Raw genomic sequence first — 19540 nt, forward strand, 5'->3', positions numbered from 1 at the left:
CGCATGCCCGGATCTCTGGCCGGAGCGCCCCCAGTCAGCGGAACAGCGCCGTGAGGAGGTCTTCGCCGATGCGGCGCACCGAGTCCAGATCCAGTTGGTAGTAGGCGCGGCGGCCGTCGCGGTCGACCGTCACGAGGTCGGCCTCGCGCAGCCGCGCGAGGTGCCTGGAGACCTGAGGCAGGGTCATGCCGCTACGGGCCGCCAGTTCGGACGGGGTGAGCGGTTCGCGTGCGATGGCCCGCGCGATGCGCTGCCGGGCGGGGTCGCGCAGGACGTCGAGGCGCCGGTTCACCGCCGCGTAGCCGGGCCGGGCGCCGCCCTCGGGCAGCAGCGGGTACTGGACGACGGCAGCCGCCCCGGGCTCGTGCTTGACCAACAGATGGGGACGGCCGAAGACGGACGGCAGGACCAGCAGCCCGGTGGTCGCGACGTTCACGATGCCGTGGTGGAACTTGTCGAAGACCACTCGCGGCGGTCCACTGCGGTACGACGCCGACGGGTCAAGTCCGGCCAGTGCCTCGCCGGGGCCGTCGTGCGCGAGATCGGTCCGCAGCGCGGGCAGGTGCGCGCCGATGGTGCGGGCCGCCCGTAGGAGGTCCGGCTCCAGGGCGTCGGCGGCATCGGCCAGCAGAGCCAGCAGGTCGTCGCGAAGTGCCTCGGGGTCGTCGAAGAGCCGCCGGGCGAGTTCGGCGCGGGTCGTGGAGCGCAGCTCGGCGGCGGCCAGCAGGCTCTCGCGCTGCGCGGAATCATGAAGTACCCGCTCCAGTGGCGCGCCGGAGTTGCCGCCGCGCACCGCGTAGCCTGTGAGCTCGGCAAAGCGTGGAAGGGGTAGGTCCGCGATGTCCGCCAGCTCGGCGTCGAACGGACGGTCCGCGTCGGCACTCATCGGCAGCAGGTAGCGGGCCCGGTACGAGGCCCACAGCGGGGCCCAGCCCATGATGCGCAGCCGTAGGCCGGGGTCGAGGGCAGTGCCCGGTTCGTCCGGGGAGTCCTCGGTGTCCAGGCCGCGCGCCCAGCGAACCGTGCCCAGATGGTGCTCGGCCTCCGTATAGGCATGCAGCGCGGCGGTCAGCTCAGCGAGCGGCGACGCACCTACGGAGATGTCGGTCGGGGCGGCTCCGGACAACTGCAGGACCACGCTCATGGCCACCTCCTGTTCACGGGAACGCCGACTGTCGCTTACCGCGACCGCGGTAACCATAGTCACAGCTCCTCGGGCAGCTCCTAGTGTTTCGCCAGCCCCAGTACGCCGTACCGGCGCCGTACCAGAACCTCCCGGAGCTTCCATGCACCACCTTGTCCCCGATGAGCTACGCGCCGCCGCGCGTGAGTTCCGGCCCGCGCTCGACGAGCTGAGCCTTGATCTGCACCGTATGCCGGAGACGCGGTTCGAGGAGCACTACGCCGTCGAGCAACTGGCCAGCCGGCTCGCCGCCGCGGGTTTCGAGGTGGAGAAGGGCATCGCCGACCTGCCGACCGCTTTCACCGCCACCCATCGGGGTGCGACGGACGGCCCGACGATCGCGGTGCTGCTGGAATACGATGCGCTGCCCGGCATCGGCCACGGCTGCGGCCACAACCTCATCGCGGCCGGCGGCCTGACCGCCGCCCTCGCCGCGGCCGCTGTACAGCCCGACCATCCGGGCGTCCTCAAGGTGATCGGCACCCCCGGCGAGGAGGGCGGCGGCGGCAAGATCCTCATGCTGGAGCGCGGCGCCTTCGCAGGGGTGGACGCGGCGGTGATGTTCCACCCGGCCGACCGGAGCCTGCGGGCCCGGCACGCGCTGGCCGCCAGCCACCTGCGGCTGACCTTCCGGGGCATCGCCGCGCATGCCGCCAAGGCGCCCTGGGACGGCCGCTCTGCGGCTGCGGGCGCGCAGCTGTTCCTCAACGCGATCGACTCGATGCGCCAGTTCATGCCACCGACCGCCCGCGTGCACGGCATCGTGACGCACGGCGGCGACGCCCCCAACGTCGTGCCCGAGCGTGCCGAGCTGGACATCTACGTACGCGAGGCCGCTTCCACCGCCCTGGATGAACTACTCAATCGGGTGCTCGCCGCCGCAGAGGGCGCCGCGCTGGCCACCGGCACCACCGTCGAGCACACCGAGACCGCGCCTCGCTACACCGAGCGCAACAACAACATGACGATGGCCGACCGGCTTGCCGCCTACACCGCCGGTCTCGGCCTGGAACTGGAGCCGCCGTCTCCGGCAAATCCGGCGGGTTCCTCGGACATCGGTAATGTGTCCGTCGAGCTGCCCGTGATCCATCCCTACGTGCAGATCTGCCCTCGTGACACCCCCGGGCACTCCGCGCAGATGCGCGAGGCTGCCCGTACGCCGGAGGCCCACGGCGCGGCCGAGACGGTCGCGACGGGCATCGCCGCCCTGGTCCTGGACCTCCTCGGCGACCCGGAATTCCTCACTTCGGTTCGCGAAGAGTTCCAGGCGTCCGTTCCCGCTGCCGCACCCAATCGCTGTCAGGAGTCGTGATGGCCCCTTCCACCCCGCAGGACCTGGCATCCAATGCCCTGGTCAACACGTTCTTCAACTGGGACCTGATCCTCCAGACCTTCCCCCGGCTGATCACCGAGGGCCTGCTCAACACCATCGTCATCGCGATCGGCGCCATCGTCGTGGGCATCGTCATCGCCCTGCTCGCGGCGATGCTGCTGCTGTCGAACCGCTGGTGGATACGGCTCCCCGCCCGGCTGTACGTCGACATCTTCCGCGGGCTGCCGGTGATCATCACGGTCATGCTGGTCGGCGTGGGCCTGCCCGCCGCCGGGTTCCGCCCCTTCGGCACGGATCCGTTCGGCTACGCGATCCTGGCGATCGGCATCATCTCCGGCGCTTACACCGCGGAGATCTTCCGATCCGGCATCCAGAGTGTCGACCCCGGCCAGCTACAGGCCGCCCGCAGCCTCGGCCTGAGCTACCTGAAGGCGATGCGGCTGGTCGTGGTGCCACAGGGCATCCGGCGCGTGCTGCCCGCCATGGCTGGCCAGTTCGTCAAGGACATCAAGGAGAGTTCGCTGGTCTACCTGCTCGGCCTGGCCGCCGGGCAGCGCGAGCTGTACTTCATCGCGCAGGAGGAGGTCGCCCGCACCTACAACTCCTCACCGCTGATCGCCGCCGGCCTGTGCTACCTCTGCCTGACTATTCCGCTGACGTACTTCATGAACCACCTCGACAAGCGGCTGCGCGAGGGCCCGAAACCCGGGAACCCCCTGGCCATCGCCGACCCGCACCCCCAGACCCCCGTTCCGGCCACCGCAGGAGAGAAGGCATGACCGCCGTAACCAGGGCCCCGGCCACTCCCGCCGCGTTGCGGGTCACCGGCCTCAGCAAGAGCTACGGCAGCCATACCGTGCTGAGGGACATCACCATCGACGTACGCGCCGGCGAGACCCTCTGCCTGATCGGCCCCTCCGGCTCCGGCAAGTCCACCCTCCTGAAGTGCCTCAACCTTCTGGAGACCCCCGACTCCGGCGAGATCTGGCTCGGCGGGACCTGCCTGACCGCCCCGCGTGCCGACGTCGACGCCGCCCGCGCCCGCATCGGCATGGTATTCCAGCACTTCAACCTCTTCCCGCACCTGAGCGTCGAGCGCAATGTCACGCTTGCCCTGACCTCGGTCAAGGGCATGGACCGAGAGCAAGCCCGGCAGATCGCGCTGCGCCGGCTGGCGGAGGTCGGCCTCTCCGCCTTCGCCGACCGGCGGCCGGCGCAGCTGTCAGGCGGCCAGCAGCAGCGCGTCGCCATCGCCCGCGCGCTCGCCATGGAGCCCGAGGTGATGCTCTTCGACGAGGCCACCTCCGCGCTTGACCCCGAACTGGTCAAGGACGTGCTCGCCGTGATGCGGGACCTCGCGTCGGGCGGCATGACCATGGCCGTCGTCACTCACGAAATGGGCTTCGCCCGGGAGGCCGCCGACCGCGTCGCCTTCATGTGCGACGGCCGCCTTGCCGAGATCGACACCCCCGACCAGATCTTCGAACGCGCCGAACACCCCCGGCTGCGCCAGTTCCTCTCCCAGGTCCTCTGAACGCCCGTCCCCCGTACAGGAGCCCACCCATGCACAGCACCACCCTGCGCAGATCACTTCTCGCCGGCGCCGCAGCCGTCCTGCTGCTCCCCCTCACCGCCTGCGGCGGCGACAGCGACAGCGGCTCGGCGAACGCCTCGACCGCCAAGTACAAGCTGGTCCAGAAGGGAGTGATCACCGCCGGTACGCAGGCCGAGCAGCCGCCCTTCGCCGTGACCGACGCCTCCGGCAACCCCACCGGCTTCGCCGTCGACCTGATGAACGAAGCTGCCAAGCGCCTCGACGTGAAGATCCAGTACAAGACCACGAACCTGCAGGGCATCCTCGCCGGGCTGTCCGCCGGGCAGTACGACATCGGCGTCGCCGGCGTGGGCGCCACTCCCGAGCGCGCCAAGCAGGTCTCCTTCACCACCCCGTACTACTGGGGCTTCACCTCCGTTGTGACCAAGAAGAGCGGCAAAGAGACCCGGCTCCCGGACTTCGATGGCAGGCGGGTCGGAGTCGTCAGTGGCGCAGTCCAGGAAGCCTTCATCGCCACGAAGATGCCCAAAGCGAAGCTCGTGAAGTTCAAGGACCAGACCGCCCTGATCTCGCAGCTGCTCTCCGGCGGTGTCGAGGCGATCGTGCTCGGCGGCGCCGACGCGGACGAATACGTAGAGAAGCAGCCCGTACGAATCGCCGTCGAGCAGGACAGCCTCCAAGGCAGCGCGTTCCCCCTGCGCAAGGACGGCGACCCGAAACTCCTCAAGGACATCGACGCCCAGATCGACGCGATGATCGACGACGGCACCTACGTCAAGCTGTACAAGAAGTACTTCAAGGACCCGATCGCCGCCGACCTGATCAAGGAGCGCCCCAACCTCGCCAAGCAGGTCGAAGGAACCGACCTGGCCCCCGCCGAAGGCTGATCACCACGCGGTGACGGCGACTTCCGCCAGGGTGATCAGACCTCGACTGACTGCGCCTGCGCGACCAAGGGATTCGTGGTGAGTCCTTCCACTCGTGGAGCCCAGGACTCCGACATGCGCACCAGGTCGCCCCTGGCCGGGCGCGCGCGTCCCTTGCTGCGGCTGTCGTCCTCGTGGTGTTGATCGGCAGGAAGGAGAGATCTACCCCGCTGCAGTGGCTGCACTTCGACCAGTCGCTCCGGAAGCGCAGTCCGCACACAGTCCGCAAGACACCCGATCAAGACCGTCGCACCCCGTCGCCAGCAATCGAAAAAAGGCCAGGTCAGCGACCTGCAGCAGCCATCGCCGCAGGTCACCAACCTGGCCCATTACTAGGAGACCAAGAAGGCCTGATCGCCGAGTTGGCGCATGCGGCCGGGTCCGGACGGACCCGACTGCCGCAGCGCGGACGGCGTACACGGACAGGAGGGCCCGGCAGCTTCGGCTGCCGGGCCCTCCTGGCGTTCGACGGTGCGCGAGTACGAGGTCTCGGCCCGGCCCGGATCTGCTCCGGCTCGGGCAGCTTGTTCGGCGGGGAGCCGCCCGCTCCGAGGAACCCGTCCGGGCCGTGCTCGCGGAAATACGCGGCATGGGCCGGCTGGGTGCCCGGCCGCACCCACAGGTTTTCCGGTGTCCTCTTCGAACTGATCGGGCATCAGCGCCCCTGCGGGCAGGGCACATGGGCAGCTCCCCGATTCGGCGGGACCGCCAGGGCGGTCACCGGCCGGTGGCTCCCGCGCGCAGCCGGGTTCCCAGGAACGCGCCGGCCAGCAGCGAACCCATCAGGACCAGTGCGGAGTTGACCAGGATCGCGACCGTGACTCCGGACAGGACGCCGGTGGGTCCGGTGTCACCGAGCGAGGTCATCCGGGCGGCGGCGACGGCGCTCATGACCGGGATACCCATGGTGATGCCGACCTGCTGGGTCATCGTGGCGAGGCCGGTGGCCAGGCCCTGTTCGGTGTCGCCGAGGCCGGAGGTGGCGGTGACCATGAAGCCGACGATCATCAGCATGTTGCCGATGCCGCCGATGAAGGTGGCGGCGAGGAGGAGCCAGATCCAGGCGCCGGAGGTGCCGAGGGCGACCAGGGTGAGCGTGGCGGCGGCCTGGACGATGCCGCCGGCGACGATGGTGGCCCGGGTCCCGCAGCGACCGACGGCACGGCCGCCGAGGGTGCCGCCGATGACTGTGCCCAGGCCCAGGACGCCGAAGGCGAATCCGGTGGCGAGGGGTGAGTAGCCGAGGACTTCCTGCAGGTAGAGGGTGAGGAGGAAGACGAGGGAGGTCTCGGTGACGAAGGCGATCAGCCCCGCCGCGTTGCCCCAGATGACGCTGCGTCGCCTCAGGATCCGTACGGGTACGAGGGGCGTCGCGGCCCGCTTCTCGACGAACCAGAAGGCGACGAGAAGGGCGACGCCCGCGAGGAGTGCGGCCAGGGTGGTGGGGGTGGTCCAGCCGGTCTCACCGGCCTGGGTGAGTCCGTAGACGAGGGCGAGGAGTCCGCCGGTGACGGTCACGGCGCCCGGGATGTCGAGCCTGGGCCGCTCGCTGGGGCGCGAGTCGGTGATGACGGACGGAGCGAGAACGAGGACGAGCAGGGCGACGGGGGCGTTGATGAAGAACGCCCAGCGCCAGGAGAGCAGGTCGGTGAGGAGCCCGCCGAGAATGGCTCCCGCGGTGAACCCGGCTGACATCAGGGCTCCGTTGAGACCGAGGGCGCGTTCACGCAGCGGGCCCTCCTTGAAGGCCGTCGTCAGCAGGGCGAGCCCGGCCGGAGTGACGGCCGCGGTGGCCAGACCCTGCAGCACGCGCGCGCAGAGCAGGACTTCGGGCGAGGTGGCGAGTCCGCCGAGGAGGGAGGAGGCGCCGAGGGCGGCCATCCCGCCGAGGAACAGCCGCTTGCGCCCGACGATGTCTGCCACGCGCCCGAAGAGGAGGGTGAAGCCGGCGGCGGCGAGCGCGAAGGCGGTCGCGATCCACTGGAGGTCGGCGAGGGAGAAGCCGAGCCCCTTACCGACGACCGGCAGTGCGACGTTCAGGATCGAGAAGTCCACGGCGATCATGAACTGGGCGCCGAGAAGAAGGGTGAGGACGAGCTTCTGCCGCCCGGTCATGCGGATCCCGGGCTGCGCGGGGGCGGCGGCGCCGGCTTCGACCGTCGGTGACGGGGTTGTGCGGGGTGCGGACATGAGTGTCTTCCTCAAGCAGGAGTTTTAACGGTTCCGTGGTTCCGTTAAGGTAGGGCCACCGTAGCAGGAGAAGCCTGCCTAATGGAACTGGAGACCCGTTATGACTTCTGAGGGTGTGGAGCCCGGCACCGTCCGGCCCGGTGGGCGTACCGCCCGGGTCCGGGAATCCGTCCTGCGGGCGGCGGGCGACGCCCTGGTCGAGCACGGCTTCGACGGCCTCGACCTCGCCGATGTCGCCCGCCGTGCGGGGGTCGGCAAGACCACCGTCTACCGGCGCTGGTCCACCACCACCGGTCTCATCGCCGATCTGCTCGACGACATGGCCGAGCAGTCCTCTCCCCGTACGGACACGGGTTCACTGATCGAGGACCTCAGGGCCAATGCGCAGCTCGTGGTGAAGACGCTGACCGACCCGCGCCAGGGCCCGCTCTTCACGTCGGTGATCGCCGCGGCGACGTGTGACCCCCGCACGGCCGAGTCCCTGCACCGCTTCTACGCGATCCGCGTCAAGGAGTGGGCGGGCTGCGTCACCGCGGCCCTGGAACGCGGCGAGCTGCCCGCGGGCACGGATCCCGACGAGGTGATCCGCGCGGTCTCGGCCCCGCTCTACTACCGGCTGCTGGCCAGCGGCGCTCCCCTCGACGCGGCGGCCGCCGACCTCGCCGCCGAGGCCGCGGCGGCTGCGGCGCGCGCGGGCGTGTACGTGAGGTGACGCGGCGCGCGCCGGGCGGGGGCTGCCCCGCGCTTCCTCACCACTGCCTGCGCAGCCTCACCGCCCACGGGTGGTCGGCGCCGTGCGCCAGGGCGATGGTCTCAGTCAGCCAGGCGCGTTGGTCGGTGCTCAGGATCGGCAGAGCGGTCGCGAAGTCCTGGTCGTCCTTGGGACGCCGGGACTTGGCCTTGTACAGCAGCTGCACCTGCGGGACCAGGTACGGGACGCCGTCCCCCGAGACCCGGCCCAACCGGTCGAGCGGGAGGCGGATGCGGGGGTCGCGGCGGAAGACCCAGTGGCCGTCGTCGTCCGCCTCGTCGAGCATGAGCTGGACCCTCCAGGGCTCGCCGGGGCCCGGACGGCACCAGATGTCGTGGACGTGGGGCGGCAGTGTCTCGCCGGGCAGCCACGGGCGAAGGTTGCCGGGCGGGTCGGCGGCCCACCACTCCCAGCCGGCGAGCACCTGCTGGGCGGTCAGCTGGTCGCGGCGGAGCAGCATGACGTCGATGTCGGCGTGGTCCCGGAAGGCGTGCCCGACGGCCAGTTCGACCGCGTATCCGCCTGCAATCCACCAGGGGGTGTGCAGTACGGAGAAGCGGCGGGCGACCTCGGGGAGCGGGGCGGGGTCCCATGGGCCCCAGGGGGTTTCTGTGCGCATGTGCCGTCGTTCCGTCCCATCGGACCGGTCCGGTCCGGCCGGCGTCCCGGCCGGTCCGCCGGGAGTTCAGTCGGTTCTGAGCAGGTGCCGGTAGCTGCCCGGATGCTCCCGGAGGTACGTGGCCAGGTTCTGCGCCGGACGGCCGGTCAGACGAGGTACGGCGTCCGAGACGGTGGCCATCTCGCCGGTCGCGATCGCCTCGTAGGACGTCACCCAGCCGGCGACCTCCCAGTCCGCCGCGCCGTACTGCGCGCGTGACGCGTATGCCTCCTCCCGGGTCTCCGGGTGGTAGGTGATGGTCCGTCCGGTGGCCCGGCTCAGTTCCTCGGCCGCTTCGGCGAGGGTGAATGCCTCCGGTCCGGTGAGGTCGTACGTCACCCCGTCGTGGCGGGTGTCCTCGCTCTCGGTGTCGGCCAGCAGGACGGCCGTCGCCGCGTCCGCGATGTCCTCGTGCGCCACCGCTGCGACCCGGCCGTCGCCGCCCGGGCCGCGCAGCACTCCGTCGGACCCGGTCATCGCCGGGATCCCGGCGAGGTACCAGCTGTCGCGGAGGAAGGTGTAGCGCACCTCGGAGACACGGATGTGCGCCTCGGTGTGCCAGTGGTCGCGGCCGAAGGTGAACGTGGCGTCGGGTGCGGCGCCGAGGAAGGACACGTACACGATGCGTTCGACGCCGGCGGCGACCGCCGCGTCCACGGCGGTGGTGTGTTCGCGTACCCGGTCGGGGCCCTCGTGCGCGGAGACGAGGAACAGGGTGTGCGCCCCGGCGAGTGCCCGGCGCATGGCCGCCCCGTCACCGTAGGAGGCGGGTGGAGCGGCGACCGCCCCGGGCAGGTCCGGCAGCCGGGACGGGTCACGGCCCAGCAGCCGGACGGGGACGCCGGCGCGCACGAGCCGCTGGGCGACGCTGCCGCCGACTGCGCCGCTCGCTCCGGTGACCGCGATGATCGGGGCGTCGGTGGGGGGTGTGGTGTTCATGCGGGACTGCCTTCCTCGCGCGGCCAGGGACGTACCTCCACGACCGCGTCCACCGGGACGGGGCCGTAGATGTGCGGAAACTCCTCGCCGCCGGGCGCGAACGACTCGTACCGCACGGGCACGGAGAGCCGCGCGGGGTCGATGACGAGCACCACCAGGTCGGCAGGGGTCTCGGCATCGGCCGGGGCCCCGGCGCCGTACAGCATCTCGGCCACGCCGGGGAGCTGGTGGGGCAGCGAGCAGTGGATGAAGCCCTCTTCGTGCAGGGTGCGGCCGCGGGTGGACATCTCGTACGTCCCGACCCCGCGGGCCGCCTCCCACAGAGGGCCTTCGGTGAGGTGCAGCAGGAGTTCGGCCATGGGGCCAAACTAGCCGCGTCGGCGCATCCTCCGGGCCATCGGCGTGGCCGGTGAACCGGCCGCGAGCAGCTTCGCCTCGGTCTCCGGGTCCAGTCCCACCGCGGGCCGGTCCGGCCGCTGCGGCGCCGCGCCACCCAGCCCGCGCAGCCAGTCCCAGGTGTCCGTGACCGTCTCCCCGACCGGCCGGCAGTGCAGCCCGGCCGCGTGTGCCCGGCTGACGTCGCCCTGGTGCATGGTGTCGTACAGCTCGCCCGGCGGCAGCCAGATCGGCAGCTCGCTCCATGGCTCGACGCCCACCGCGAGGATCTTCTCGGCGGCCGTCCAGCGCAGTTCGGCACCGGAGCCGGTGGCCCGGACACAGGCGTCCAGCAGCTCACCCATGGTGGTGTGCCCCGGGCGGCTGACCACGTTGTACGGTCCGTGCAGTCCGCGTTCCGCCGCGTCCAGCAGCCAGTTGGCGAGGTCGCGGGCGTCGATGTACTGGAGCGGGGTGTCCGGTGCCCCCGGGGCCAGTACCGTTCCGCCGCGGGCAATCCGCTGCAACCACCACGGCAGTCTGCCGACGTTCTCCCACGGCCCGAGGATCAGCCCCGCCCTGGCCAGCAGGGCGCGGTCGCCGAACACGTCGAGTGCGGCCAGTTCACCGCCGCGTTTGGCCTGCGGGTACGGGACGTCCGCCCCGGCGTCCGGCGAGGCCCCGTCCACCAGCGGGCCGTCCTCAGGGAGTCCGGCCGGGGCGGGGTGGTCGTACACCGACCGGCTGGAGACATAGGCGTACTGCCCGACGCGGCCAGCGAGCAGCCGGGCCGCGTCCCGTACGGCCGAGGGTGCGCCGCTCCAGGTGTCGACGACCAGGTCCCAGGTGTGCGCCCCTCCCTCGCTCTCCCCCGCGGCGGCGGCGAGCGCCACGAGTCCGTCGGCGCTGGTGCGGTCGCCGAACAGCTCTGTGACGCCCGCGGGGGGTGCGTGGCGGCCGCGATGGAACACGGTGACCTGCCGGCCCCGTGCGAGCGCCGCATCGGTGACGGCGCGCCCGACGAACTCCGTACCGCCCAGGATCAAGAGCTTCATGGGGCCGACTCTGCCCGCAGCCGGGTCTGTTGGGAACATCTCCTCGCTGTGGACGGAATCGGCCGGGTCCGGGCGGGACGTCAGGGCATCCGCGCGAGCGGGCTGCGGTGGCGCACCAGCCACCGGTGGAACCCGGCCACCCGCTGTGCCGCCTCGCGGTAGGCCACTTCCAGTTCCCCGTACACCGGACCCATGTCGGCGCCCTGCCGCGACACCAGCAGCAGCCGTACGGCCGACGGATCGTCGCGCAGGGGCGGATGGCCATGTCGTGGCGCGGGCCCGAGGCGGGCCGGCAGGGGCGCCCGCCTCGCCGAGGACGACCGGGGAGGCAGTCGCCGTACAGGGCGGTCGAGGTGGGACCGGCCGCGCCGAACATCCGCCGCAGTCCGTCCCGACGGAGTGAACGCGCGCCCCCGCTTGATGCGCCGGCAGCGAACGGTCCCGGTGTGGCCGGCCCCCTGCTGGATGCTGGGCCCAGCGGCCCGCGAGGGTCGGGCCCACCCATGGAGGTACGCGCGTGAGCGAGCGTCCGGAAACGCTGTACAAGGCCGTCGGCGGTATCGACGTACTGCACCGGCTGAGCAACACCTTCTACGACGAGGCGCTGGCCGACCCGCTGCTCGCCCCCGTCTTCGCGGACTTCACCCCGACGCACATCGAGCATGTCGCCGTATGGCTGGCCGAGATCTTCGACGGTCCCGCCGACTACACCGCGAGGCTCGGCGGCCACCAGGCCCTATTGCGCTCCCATCTCGGGCTGTCGATCACCGAGCCACAGCGACTGCGCTGGATGGAGCTGATGACGGCGGCGGTCGACAAGGAGCTGCCGGACGACGAGCTGCTCCGCCGCCGCGTCGTGGAGTACTTCGACTGGGGCACGAAGATCGCACGCGACGTGTCGGCGTCCCCGGCCGGCGAGGACCTCGGCGATCCCGGGCCGACACCGCGCTGGGGATGGGACGGCCTGCGCTGACCCCAACCCCTTCAACGGCCTTCATGTGTTGTCGAGTTCGGCACGGATCAGGGCCAGCAGTTCGGCCTCCGTCATGCCCAGCTCGCGCGCGTCCGCGACCACGTCGCGCACGTGTTCCAGCAGCCGGGCTCGGTGCGGCGAGGCGCCACCGGTGACGACCGCGCCCCGGCCCCGGCGCAGTTCGATCAGCCCTTCCTCACGGAGCTGCTGGTAACCGCGGAGCACCGTATGGACGTTGACGCCGAGGGACTCGGCAAGGACCCGGGCGGCGGGGAGCCGCTCGCCCGGGACCACTGCTCCGTCGGCGACGGCCCGGCGGACGCAGGCCGCGATCTGGTCGCCGAGCGGCACGGTGGAGGTGGGATCGACCCGGAAGAGCATGGTCAGTGCCCCGCCCGGCGCCGGTCGACCAGGGTGTTGAGGAGCGCGGCACCGGTCGCGGAGTCGTCGACGGTCACCGCGAAGTCCCGCCCGCCGGCCAGCCTCACCACGATCCCTTCGCCCGATCGGATCATGACCCCGGTCCGTCCGGGCCGGATGCGATAGCCCCAGCCGCCGTACTCCGCAAGGGCGTTGATGTCCCGGCTGGTCGCCGCCTCGATGCGGTCGAGCGGCACCCGGATGCGCGGCCAGGGCAGCATCCCGGAGACGGTGATGCCCCGCCGGTCCACGCTCACGTACGGCCGGGCGAAGCTTGCCGGCAGCACCCCGACGATCAGCAGCAACACAGCGGCGGACCAGTTGCCGACGAAGAAGAGGACGACTCCGAGGACGAGGAGTCCGAGCGCGACGAGCGGCAGCCACCAGCTGTCGGCGCTGCGCGCCCATCCGGCGACCTCCCCGTCGGCAAGCACAATGCGTTCGCCGCCCATGGCCTCCGCGGAGCGGTCCGGCTGCTGCGGTACGGGGCCCAGTGCGGCCAGCACGAATCCGAGACCGGCGGCGAGCGCGCCGACGCCGAGTGCGGCGGCCGGCTGCCACATCGGGAACGACACACCTGGCGCGCCTTCACCGGCATCCAGGTTCACGATCAGCACGGCGGCCATCAGGTAGCCGAAGAATCCGGCGAAGGCGTATCCCCCGGCGACCAGCAGGCGGTAGGCCCGGCCGGAGAAGTTCCCCTTCGCCACCATGGTGGCCCACAAGGCGCCGGTCACCACGAGCAGGACGACGGTGACGAGGACGTACGACGTCCGGCCCGCATGGCCGTTCGCCTGCCCGCCGGCCTCGAAGTGGCTGGCCAACTGTCCGGGCAGCCGGTCACGGAACGCGGCCAAGAGCGCCAGATCGACGATGAGCGCGAGCAGGAACGGCAGGGCGACGAGGGTCGCACGGCCGACATTCTTCCGGTTCATTAAAACCTCCTTGTTCGCATGCTAGTAGAACAATGAGGGTCTGGTAAAGCGCGGTGCCCCGCACCGGGGTTCATCCGGTACGGGGCACAGCGCGTCGCGCGACATGCTGTCGGGCGAGAGAGTGGTCAGGCGTGTTCGAGGGGGAACGCGCCTCGGTGTCCGGTGCCCGCGCCCTCCGCCGGGCGCGCCTCGAACTCACGGCAGCTCCAGATCTCCTGGACGAATCCGGTCCGCCGGTCCCACAGACCGATGACATCGTCCTCGCCCGCCGCCCCCCGGTACGCGTCCTTCGCACCCCGGAAGCAGGCGAGGCCACCGGACAGTCCACGGCCGGGCGCCGGGAAGTAGTCCGAGAACGCGCAGGCGATGCAGGTCTGCAGACGGACTCCGGGTGGCAGGATGCGCTGGATCGTGGCGAGCGCGGTGGCGAAGTCGCACTCGGCCCGGCGCGAACCGTAGACCGCGCCGCCGAAGTGCAGCTCCAGATGGAGATCGGCGTCGGGGCGGCGCAGCGACAGCAGGCAGCTGAGGGTGGCCTGATGAACCGTGCCGTCCGAGATCACCGGCAGCGGCAGGTCCCACTCCAGCACGCAGTCGGTGAGCGCGCCGTCCGCCAGGGCGAACATGCCGCTCTCCGGCGGCGTGCCGGAGACCGGTCCGAGGTCGTCGAAGCTCTCGCCCTCGAAATCGACGCCCCGGATCCGGATGCGGAGTTGCTGTCCGTCGGTGGTGAGGATGATGGCGTCGGAACCCTGGCGGTCCCGGTACCAGCCTGCCCATGACTCGTCTGTCATGGGCAGGGACTGTAGCCCGTGCCCGCCGGCGTCCCCCTGCCGCCCTCCGCTTGCGTGCGCGCGGGCTCAGCCCGCCTGCGGTTCGCGCCACATGGGCCACATCGCCGGGCCGTCCGGAAGATCCACGGTCGTGCCCATGAAGGTGAACCCGAGCCGCTCGTAGAGCCGGCGGCTGCGCGCGCTGCTCGCCTCCAGATAGGCGGGAACGCCGTCGCGGTCGCAGCGCTCCAGCACCTCGGCCATCAGGGCCGCCCCGATCCCCTCCCCCTGGCGTTCCGGGGACACCCCGATCAAAAGCAGGTACTCATGGGCCCGGTCGTGCGGATGGATCGCGCCCGTCAGCTTCCCGACCAACTCGGTCCGCTCGTTGTCGGGGTCCGCGGTCGCCCGCATCAGCGCAGGGGTGGGGTCCTCCTCCGTGGGTTCACCGGCGGGCACCGGCAGCCACAACGCCACGGCCGTTCCGTCCTCCAGCACATCGATACGGCCTTCGGCGAGCGTGACATCGACGAAGACGCCGAGGAACTTTCCGTGAACGGCCCGGCGGTGCGTCTCGTCCGGGAAGACCCAGCTGCTGACCGGGTCGTCGTGGAACGCCTCGTCGAGGAGCCGGACGACCTGCTCCCGGTCCGCCTCGTCCGCCTGCCGTATCCGTACGCCCATGCCCGGCTCCCACCCTCACTCGCCCATGAACTCGCGCGACCTCAACCTACGTACAGGATCTTAGAGTTGAAGCCGTACGAGTCCGGCGGGAGCCGGGCCGGTCCCCACTCCCCCTCTCTCCGGTCAGTGCGTCCGGCGGGTGACGAACTCCGCCAGGGCCAGCAGGTCGCCCGCCGCGGTCAGGTCGGGTACCGCCCGGGACAGATGGTGGACGGCGCGGGCCATCCGGTCCCCCGCGCAGGCCTGTGCCCAGTCCCGGCCGCCGGCCCGGTCGACGGCATCGGCGGCGCGGCTCACCTCGTCGGGCGTGTTCATGGAGCCCCGGTAGAGCCCGGCGAGTTCGGCCGCGGCCGGGGTGTGGGAGGTCAGTGCGGCGACCACCGGCAGGGACTTCTTGTGGGCGGCGAGATCCGCCCCGACCGGCTTCCCGGTCTGCATCGGGTCCCCCCAGATGCCGATCAGGTCGTCGATGAGCTGGAAGGCGAGGCCCGCCTCCCGGCCGAAGCCGTCCATCGCGCCGACCGCCCGCTCCTCCACCCCCGCATACAGCGCGCCGAGCGCGCAGGCGCAGCCGAGCAGGGCGCCGGTCTTGGCTGTGGCCATGGCAAGGCACTCGTCCAACGAGACCTCGTCGGGGCCGCGCTCCTCGAAGGAGCAGTCCGCCTGCTGACCCGCACACAGCTCGATGACGCAGCCGGCGAGCCGGGCCGAGGCGCGCGCCGACGCCGGACGGGTGTCCTCGGCGAGCAGCCGGTGGGCGAGGGAGAGCATGGCGTCGCCCGCGATGACGGCGGCCGGGACACCGAAGACCGTCCAGGCCGTGGGGCGGTGCCTGCGGGTCCGGTCCTCGTCGATGACATCGTCGTGCAGGAGGCTGAAGTTGTGGACCAGCTCCACGGCCACGGCTGCCCGCACCGCCCGCTCGGGGTCGCCGCCCACCGCCCTGGTCGCGGCAAGGACGAGCGCGGGCCTGATCGCCTTGCCGGCCTGCCCGCCGGCCGCGGAGCCGTCGGCGTGCTCCCAGCCGAAGTGGTACATCGCCACGCGCCGGATGGATCCGGGCAACGATTCGACTGCGGACCGCAGTTGTGGGTCCACGAGGTTCCGCGCGCATTCCAGGAGCGCCGCGGCCTCGTTGCCCTCGGTGGCGGCGTCCGTACTGATCATGGTCACAGGCTCCCCCTGGGGCACCCCCCTGACCGGGGTACGCCGGCTCGGGGCACCCCGGTCAGGCGCACCCCCGGACCGGGGGGCGTGGGTGGTTTCGGTGAGCACCCGGGTCCGGAGCAACCCGGACCCGGGGCAGGGATGGACTCGGTGAGTGGGTGGATTCCACGGGGGCATCGCGGCGGGGCACCCCGGTCGGGCGCACCCCGGGCCGGGGCCGTCACGGGCCGGGGCCGGATCCTGACGGTCCGGTCCGGGCCAGCTGACCGTCAGCGCCAGCGGCTGACCTCGACGTTCTCCAGGACGCCCAGGGCGTCGGGCACCAGGACGGCCGCCGAGTAGTACGCCGTCACGAGGTACGAGATGATCGCCTGCTCGTCGATGCCCATGAACCGGACCGAGAGGCTCGGCTCGATCTCGTCCGGGATGCCGGTCTGCTGCAGTCCGATGACCCCCTGCTCGGCCTCGCCCGTTCGCATGCAGATGATCGACGTGGTGCGGGCGTCGGTGACCGGGATCTTGTTGGACGGGAAGATGGGCACCCCGCGCCAGGCGGGCACATGGTGTCCGCCGATCTCCGCACTCTCCGGCACCAGTCCGCGCTTGCTGCACTCGCGGCCGAAGGCGGCGATGGCCCGCGGGTGCGCGAGGAAGAGCTTCGAGCCGCGGCGGCGCGAAAGCAGTTCGTCCATGTCGTCGGGGCCGGGCACCCCGTCGTGCGGCTGGAGGCGCTGCCCGTAGTCGCAGTTGTTGAGCAGCCCGAACTCTCGGTTGTTGATCAGCTCGTGCTCCTGGCGCTCGCGGAGCGCCTCGACCGTGAGCCGCAACTGCTGCTCGGTCTGGTTCATCGGCTGGTTGTAGAGGTCGGCGACCCGGCTGTGGACCTTCAGCACGGTCTGGGCGACGCTCAACTCGTACTCACGAGGGGCCGATTCGTAGTCCACGAACGTGTGCGGGACGACGGCCTCGCCGACATGGCCCGCGGAGAGGTCGATCTCCGCCTCGCCGTACTTGTTGGTGCGCTGGTGGGGGATGTTGAGCAGCCCGGCGAGATGCGTGCGGAGCGAGTCCGCCCGCTCGGCGAGGTTGAGCACGTCCGCCCGCCTCAGCGTGAGTACCGTGCACGCCGTGACGGCACGTGCGGTGTACTCCCAGACGGCGTCGCCCTCGATCAGCGCGTGGTCGCCGAAGTACGCCCCGTCGGCGTGCACCCCGAGCACGGTCTCGTCGCCGTACGGACCGGTGCCGACCTTCTCGACCTTGCCGTGCGCCAGCAGGAAGACCCGGTCCGCCGACTCCCCGGACGCGGCGATCACCTGTCCCGCGGCGATCTCGCGCTGTTCGCACCGGCGGGCCAGCTCCGCGAGCACCTCCTCGTCGGCGAAGTCCCGCAGCGCGGGCAGCTCGCCGAGTTCCGCGGGGATCACCGTGACCCGGTCGCCGGTCTGCACGAAGGTCACCCGGCCGTCTCCGGCCGAGTAGCTCAGCCGGCGGTTCACCCGGTACGTGCCGCCCTGCACCTGCACCCAGGGGAGCATGCGCAGCAGCCACCGCGAGGTGATCTCCTGCATCTGCGGAGCGGACTTGGTGGTCGTCGCGAGGTTCCGCGCCGCCGCCGTGCCCAGACTCTGCTGCGGCGGTACCTGCGCGCTCTGAACCTCTTCACCAACGGACATCTGACGTCCTCTCGATCATCGGCTGACCTGCGTGAAAAGCCTTTCAGCATGGGGACACGGCACGCCATTACACAAAAGAGTGTGACTAATCGGGCTTTGGGCTGGGCACGCCGCTCAGCGATACCCCTGGAGCCGGATAACTTGCATCCTCGATGCCAATTATCTAACGTGACGGTCATGCGGCTGACGAAATTCACCGACGTGGCGCTGCGCGTACTGATGCGCCTCGCCGTCGTGGAGAACGAGGATCCGCCGACCACCCGGGAGGTGGCGGCGACCATGCAGGTGCCGTACACCCACACCGCGAAGGTGGTCGCCCGGCTCCAGCACCTCGGCCTGATCGAGGCGCGCCGCGGCCGCGGCGGCGGGCTCGCCCTCACCGGAGCCGGCCGGTCCGCATCGATCGGCGGACTCGTCCGCGAGCTCGAAGGGCCCGGCGATGTCGTCGAGTGCGAGGGCAGCACCCCCTGCCCGCTGCGCTCGGCCTGCCGGCTGCGCGGCGCTCTGCGCCTCGCGGAGGAGGCCTTCTACGCCTCGCTCGACCCGATCACCGTCGCCGAACTCGTCACCTCCCCCACCGGCCCCCTGCTGATCGGCATCAGCAGCAGCCGTCCCGCCGACTGAATCCCCCGCCGGGTACAGCCCGGCCTCACCTCTGCCCAAAAATAAGAATCTCAGATACCAATTCACCCTGAGGAGTCCGCCCGATGCTCTCCGAGTCGTCGACCGCCACCGTCCGTGCCACCCTCCCCGCCGTCGGCGCAGCCATCGGGGACATCGCCGATCTCTTCTACCGGAAACTCTTCGACGCCCACCCCGAGCTGCTGCGCGACCTCTTCAACCGCGGCAACCAGGCCTCCGGCGCCCAGCGCCAGGCACTCGCCGGGTCCATCGCCGCGTTCGCGACCCAGCTGGTCGAGCACCCGGACACCCGTCCCGACGTGATGCTCAGCCGCATCGCCCACAAGCACGCCTCGCTCGGCGTGACCGCCGCACAGTACGAGGTGGTGCACACCCATCTCTTCGCCGCCATCGCCGAGGTGCTCGGTGACGCGGTCACACCGGAGGTCGCGGCCGCCTGGGACGAGGTCTACTGGCTGATGGCCAACGCCCTGATCGCCATCGAGGACCGGCTCTACGCCCAGCGGGGCCTCGTCGCCGGTGACGTCTGGCGCGAGTGGGAGGTGGTCGCGAGGATCGAGGAGAACGACGACGTCGCCACCTTCCAGCTTCGCCCGGCCGACGACGCGCCCGCCCCCGCCTTCCGGCCCGGCCAGTACGTCTCCGTGCAGGTGGAACTGCCCGATGGGGCCCGGCAGATACGGCAGTACAGCCTTTCCGGCGGTCCCGGCTCCCGGCTGCACTCGATCACCGTCAAGCGGGTGCACGGCGACGGATCGCCCGACGGCGAGGTCTCGACGCACCTGCACGCCGCCACCCGGGCCGGTGACCGGCTGCGTGTCTCCGCCCCGTACGGCGATCTGGTCATCGACGCCGTCGACGCCCCTCTGCTGCTCGCCTCCGCGGGCATCGGCTGCACCCCGATGCTGTCGATGCTGGAGCACCTTGCGGCGACCGGCCACCGGGCCCCGGTCACCGTCGTGCACGGCGACCGCTCCCCCGCCGACCACGCCCTGCGCACCGACCATGCGCAGCTCACCGCCAAGCTCCCGGACGGCGCAGCACACTTCTGGTACGAGAACCCGGAGCCCGGCCACCCGGCCGACCGCACCGGTCTGGTCGACCTGGGCAGCATCCCGGTCCGGCCCGGCACGCACGCGTACCTCTGCGGTCCGCTGCCCTTCATGCGGGCCGTGCGCACCCAGCTGCTGGCCAAGGGTGTCCCGGCGGCCGACATCCACTACGAGGTGTTCGGCCCCGACCTGTGGCTCGCCCAGGGCTGAACCGCCGCGGGTGCTCGCGGAACTGACCGGATCGGCTCGCACA

Annotated in this window: 20 protein-coding genes and 1 pseudogene; 8 read left to right on the forward strand and 13 right to left on the reverse strand. The window is 71.3% G+C overall.

The features are described from left to right. Positions 1–34: 34 nt before the first annotated feature. The gene (locus OG972_RS14380; protein ID WP_266981626.1) at positions 35–1144 is read right to left on the reverse strand and encodes a DUF5937 family protein; all 1110 of its coding nucleotides are present in this window, start codon (positions 1142–1144) and stop codon (positions 35–37) included. 142 nt (positions 1145–1286) lie between these two features. Between OG972_RS14380 and OG972_RS14385 the strand changes: the two genes are divergently transcribed. The 4 genes from OG972_RS14385 to OG972_RS14400 are packed head-to-tail and all read left to right on the forward strand — an operon-like array spanning position 1287 to position 4958. Further along, on the forward strand, positions 1287–2495 hold the full coding sequence (locus tag OG972_RS14385) for an amidohydrolase (protein WP_266981628.1): 1209 nt from the start codon (positions 1287–1289) through the stop codon (positions 2493–2495). Continuing rightward, complete coding sequence (locus OG972_RS14390) at positions 2495–3295, forward strand: amino acid ABC transporter permease (RefSeq protein WP_266981629.1); 801 nt, start codon at positions 2495–2497, stop codon at positions 3293–3295. Before OG972_RS14385 ends, OG972_RS14390 begins: the two co-directional genes overlap by 1 nt. After that, positions 3292–4050 (forward strand): amino acid ABC transporter ATP-binding protein, encoded by a 759-nt coding sequence (locus tag OG972_RS14395; protein ID WP_266981631.1) that lies wholly within the window; start codon positions 3292–3294, stop codon positions 4048–4050. The genes OG972_RS14390 and OG972_RS14395 overlap by 4 nt, the downstream gene beginning before the upstream one ends. Before the next feature lie 29 nt (positions 4051–4079). Then, on the forward strand, positions 4080–4958 hold the full coding sequence (locus tag OG972_RS14400; RefSeq protein ID WP_266981633.1) for an ABC transporter substrate-binding protein: 879 nt from the start codon (positions 4080–4082) through the stop codon (positions 4956–4958). Positions 4959–5714: 756 nt separating this feature from the next. On the opposite strand, the gene OG972_RS14405 is transcribed toward OG972_RS14400, so the two are convergent. Then, positions 5715–7187, reverse strand: coding sequence for an MFS transporter (locus tag OG972_RS14405; RefSeq protein WP_266981634.1), 1473 nt, complete (start codon positions 7185–7187; stop codon positions 5715–5717). 100 nt (positions 7188–7287) lie between these two features. Here OG972_RS14405 and OG972_RS14410 point away from each other — a divergent pair, with 100 nt between their 5' ends. Continuing rightward, positions 7288–7899: a TetR/AcrR family transcriptional regulator gene (locus tag OG972_RS14410; RefSeq protein WP_266981636.1), complete on the forward strand. Its 612-nt coding sequence runs from the start codon at positions 7288–7290 to the stop codon at positions 7897–7899. A 37-nt stretch (positions 7900–7936) separates the two neighbouring features. Here the strand turns inward: OG972_RS14410 and OG972_RS14415 are convergent, their stop codons facing one another. From OG972_RS14415 to OG972_RS14435, 5 genes and pseudogenes are all read right to left on the reverse strand, one after another. Then, entirely contained in the window at positions 7937–8557 is a 621-nt protein-coding gene (locus tag OG972_RS14415) for an amino acid transporter (protein WP_266981637.1), read from the reverse strand. A 66-nt stretch (positions 8558–8623) separates the two neighbouring features. Beyond that, positions 8624–9535 carry an NAD(P)H-binding protein gene (locus OG972_RS14420; RefSeq protein WP_266981638.1) on the reverse strand — a complete coding sequence of 304 codons (912 nt, stop codon included), beginning with the start codon at positions 9533–9535 and terminating at the stop codon, positions 8624–8626. After that, positions 9532–9894 (reverse strand): DUF952 domain-containing protein, encoded by a 363-nt coding sequence (locus tag OG972_RS14425; RefSeq protein WP_266981640.1) that lies wholly within the window; start codon positions 9892–9894, stop codon positions 9532–9534. The genes OG972_RS14420 and OG972_RS14425 overlap by 4 nt, the downstream gene beginning before the upstream one ends. A 9-nt stretch (positions 9895–9903) precedes the next feature. After that, positions 9904–10953, reverse strand: a complete 1050-nt coding sequence (locus OG972_RS14430) for an NAD-dependent epimerase/dehydratase family protein (RefSeq protein WP_266990478.1) — start codon at positions 10951–10953, stop codon at positions 9904–9906. 92 nt (positions 10954–11045) lie between these two features. Then, positions 11046–11263, reverse strand: a pseudogene (locus OG972_RS14435) (LysR family transcriptional regulator); the annotation flags it as partial. Between the two features lie 219 nt (positions 11264–11482). On the opposite strand from OG972_RS14435, the gene OG972_RS14440 reads away from it, so the two are divergent. Continuing rightward, positions 11483–11938, forward strand: coding sequence for a group II truncated hemoglobin (locus tag OG972_RS14440; protein ID WP_266981642.1), 456 nt, complete (start codon positions 11483–11485; stop codon positions 11936–11938). A gap of 21 nt (positions 11939–11959) precedes the next feature. Here the strand turns inward: OG972_RS14440 and OG972_RS14445 are convergent, their stop codons facing one another. The 6 genes from OG972_RS14445 to OG972_RS14470 all read right to left on the reverse strand — a co-directional run bounded on the left by OG972_RS14445 (position 11960) and on the right by OG972_RS14470 (position 17593). Continuing rightward, positions 11960–12319: a GntR family transcriptional regulator gene (locus OG972_RS14445; RefSeq protein ID WP_266981643.1), complete on the reverse strand. Its 360-nt coding sequence runs from the start codon at positions 12317–12319 to the stop codon at positions 11960–11962. Positions 12320–12321: 2 nt separating this feature from the next. Next, the gene (locus OG972_RS14450; RefSeq protein WP_266981645.1) at positions 12322–13293 is read right to left on the reverse strand and encodes a DUF1648 domain-containing protein; all 972 of its coding nucleotides are present in this window, start codon (positions 13291–13293) and stop codon (positions 12322–12324) included. A gap of 125 nt (positions 13294–13418) precedes the next feature. Then, positions 13419–14087, reverse strand: coding sequence for a DUF6304 family protein (locus OG972_RS14455; protein WP_266981647.1), 669 nt, complete (start codon positions 14085–14087; stop codon positions 13419–13421). Positions 14088–14153: 66 nt separating this feature from the next. Beyond that, complete coding sequence (locus OG972_RS14460) at positions 14154–14750, reverse strand: GNAT family N-acetyltransferase (RefSeq protein WP_266981649.1); 597 nt, start codon at positions 14748–14750, stop codon at positions 14154–14156. Between the two features lie 123 nt (positions 14751–14873). After that, positions 14874–15917 (reverse strand): family 2 encapsulin nanocompartment cargo protein polyprenyl transferase, encoded by a 1044-nt coding sequence (locus OG972_RS14465; protein ID WP_266981651.1) that lies wholly within the window; start codon positions 15915–15917, stop codon positions 14874–14876. Positions 15918–16186: 269 nt separating this feature from the next. Beyond that, positions 16187–17593 carry a family 2B encapsulin nanocompartment shell protein gene (locus OG972_RS14470; RefSeq protein ID WP_266981653.1) on the reverse strand — a complete coding sequence of 469 codons (1407 nt, stop codon included), beginning with the start codon at positions 17591–17593 and terminating at the stop codon, positions 16187–16189. 177 nt (positions 17594–17770) lie between these two features. Between OG972_RS14470 and OG972_RS14475 the strand changes: the two genes are divergently transcribed. Continuing rightward, a complete protein-coding gene (locus tag OG972_RS14475) occupies positions 17771–18217 on the forward strand; it encodes an Rrf2 family transcriptional regulator (RefSeq protein WP_266981654.1) in 447 nt (148 codons plus the stop codon). A gap of 83 nt (positions 18218–18300) precedes the next feature. Next, complete coding sequence (locus OG972_RS14480; protein ID WP_266981655.1) at positions 18301–19497, forward strand: globin domain-containing protein; 1197 nt, start codon at positions 18301–18303, stop codon at positions 19495–19497. Positions 19498–19540: the final 43 nt, after the last annotated feature.

Origin of the sequence: Streptomyces sp. NBC_01669 (genome assembly GCF_026339735.1) — a bacterium.
In the GTDB taxonomy this organism is placed as follows: Bacteria; Actinomycetota; Actinomycetes; order Streptomycetales; family Streptomycetaceae; genus Streptomyces; species Streptomyces yanii.

Coding starts and splice junctions, on each gene's coding strand:
- OG972_RS14410 (WP_266981636.1), top strand. CDS start 7,288: ATGACTTCTGAGGGTGTGGAGCCCGGCACCGTCCGGCCCGGTGGGCGT.
- OG972_RS14390 (WP_266981629.1), top strand. CDS start 2,495: ATGGCCCCTTCCACCCCGCAGGACCTGGCATCCAATGCCCTGGTCAAC.
- OG972_RS14460 (WP_266981649.1), bottom strand. CDS start 14,750: ATGGGCGTACGGATACGGCAGGCGGACGAGGCGGACCGGGAGCAGGTC.
- OG972_RS14425 (WP_266981640.1), bottom strand. CDS start 9,894: ATGGCCGAACTCCTGCTGCACCTCACCGAAGGCCCTCTGTGGGAGGCG.
- OG972_RS14465 (WP_266981651.1), bottom strand. CDS start 15,917: ATGATCAGTACGGACGCCGCCACCGAGGGCAACGAGGCCGCGGCGCTC.
- OG972_RS14470 (WP_266981653.1), bottom strand. CDS start 17,593: ATGTCCGTTGGTGAAGAGGTTCAGAGCGCGCAGGTACCGCCGCAGCAG.
- OG972_RS14385 (WP_266981628.1), top strand. CDS start 1,287: ATGCACCACCTTGTCCCCGATGAGCTACGCGCCGCCGCGCGTGAGTTC.
- OG972_RS14420 (WP_266981638.1), bottom strand. CDS start 9,535: ATGAACACCACACCCCCCACCGACGCCCCGATCATCGCGGTCACCGGA.
- OG972_RS14445 (WP_266981643.1), bottom strand. CDS start 12,319: ATGCTCTTCCGGGTCGATCCCACCTCCACCGTGCCGCTCGGCGACCAG.
- OG972_RS14480 (WP_266981655.1), top strand. CDS start 18,301: ATGCTCTCCGAGTCGTCGACCGCCACCGTCCGTGCCACCCTCCCCGCC.
- OG972_RS14455 (WP_266981647.1), bottom strand. CDS start 14,087: ATGACAGACGAGTCATGGGCAGGCTGGTACCGGGACCGCCAGGGTTCC.
- OG972_RS14405 (WP_266981634.1), bottom strand. CDS start 7,187: ATGTCCGCACCCCGCACAACCCCGTCACCGACGGTCGAAGCCGGCGCC.
- OG972_RS14400 (WP_266981633.1), top strand. CDS start 4,080: ATGCACAGCACCACCCTGCGCAGATCACTTCTCGCCGGCGCCGCAGCC.
- OG972_RS14395 (WP_266981631.1), top strand. CDS start 3,292: ATGACCGCCGTAACCAGGGCCCCGGCCACTCCCGCCGCGTTGCGGGTC.
- OG972_RS14450 (WP_266981645.1), bottom strand. CDS start 13,293: ATGAACCGGAAGAATGTCGGCCGTGCGACCCTCGTCGCCCTGCCGTTC.
- OG972_RS14380 (WP_266981626.1), bottom strand. CDS start 1,144: ATGAGCGTGGTCCTGCAGTTGTCCGGAGCCGCCCCGACCGACATCTCC.
- OG972_RS14415 (WP_266981637.1), bottom strand. CDS start 8,557: ATGCGCACAGAAACCCCCTGGGGCCCATGGGACCCCGCCCCGCTCCCC.
- OG972_RS14475 (WP_266981654.1), top strand. CDS start 17,771: ATGCGGCTGACGAAATTCACCGACGTGGCGCTGCGCGTACTGATGCGC.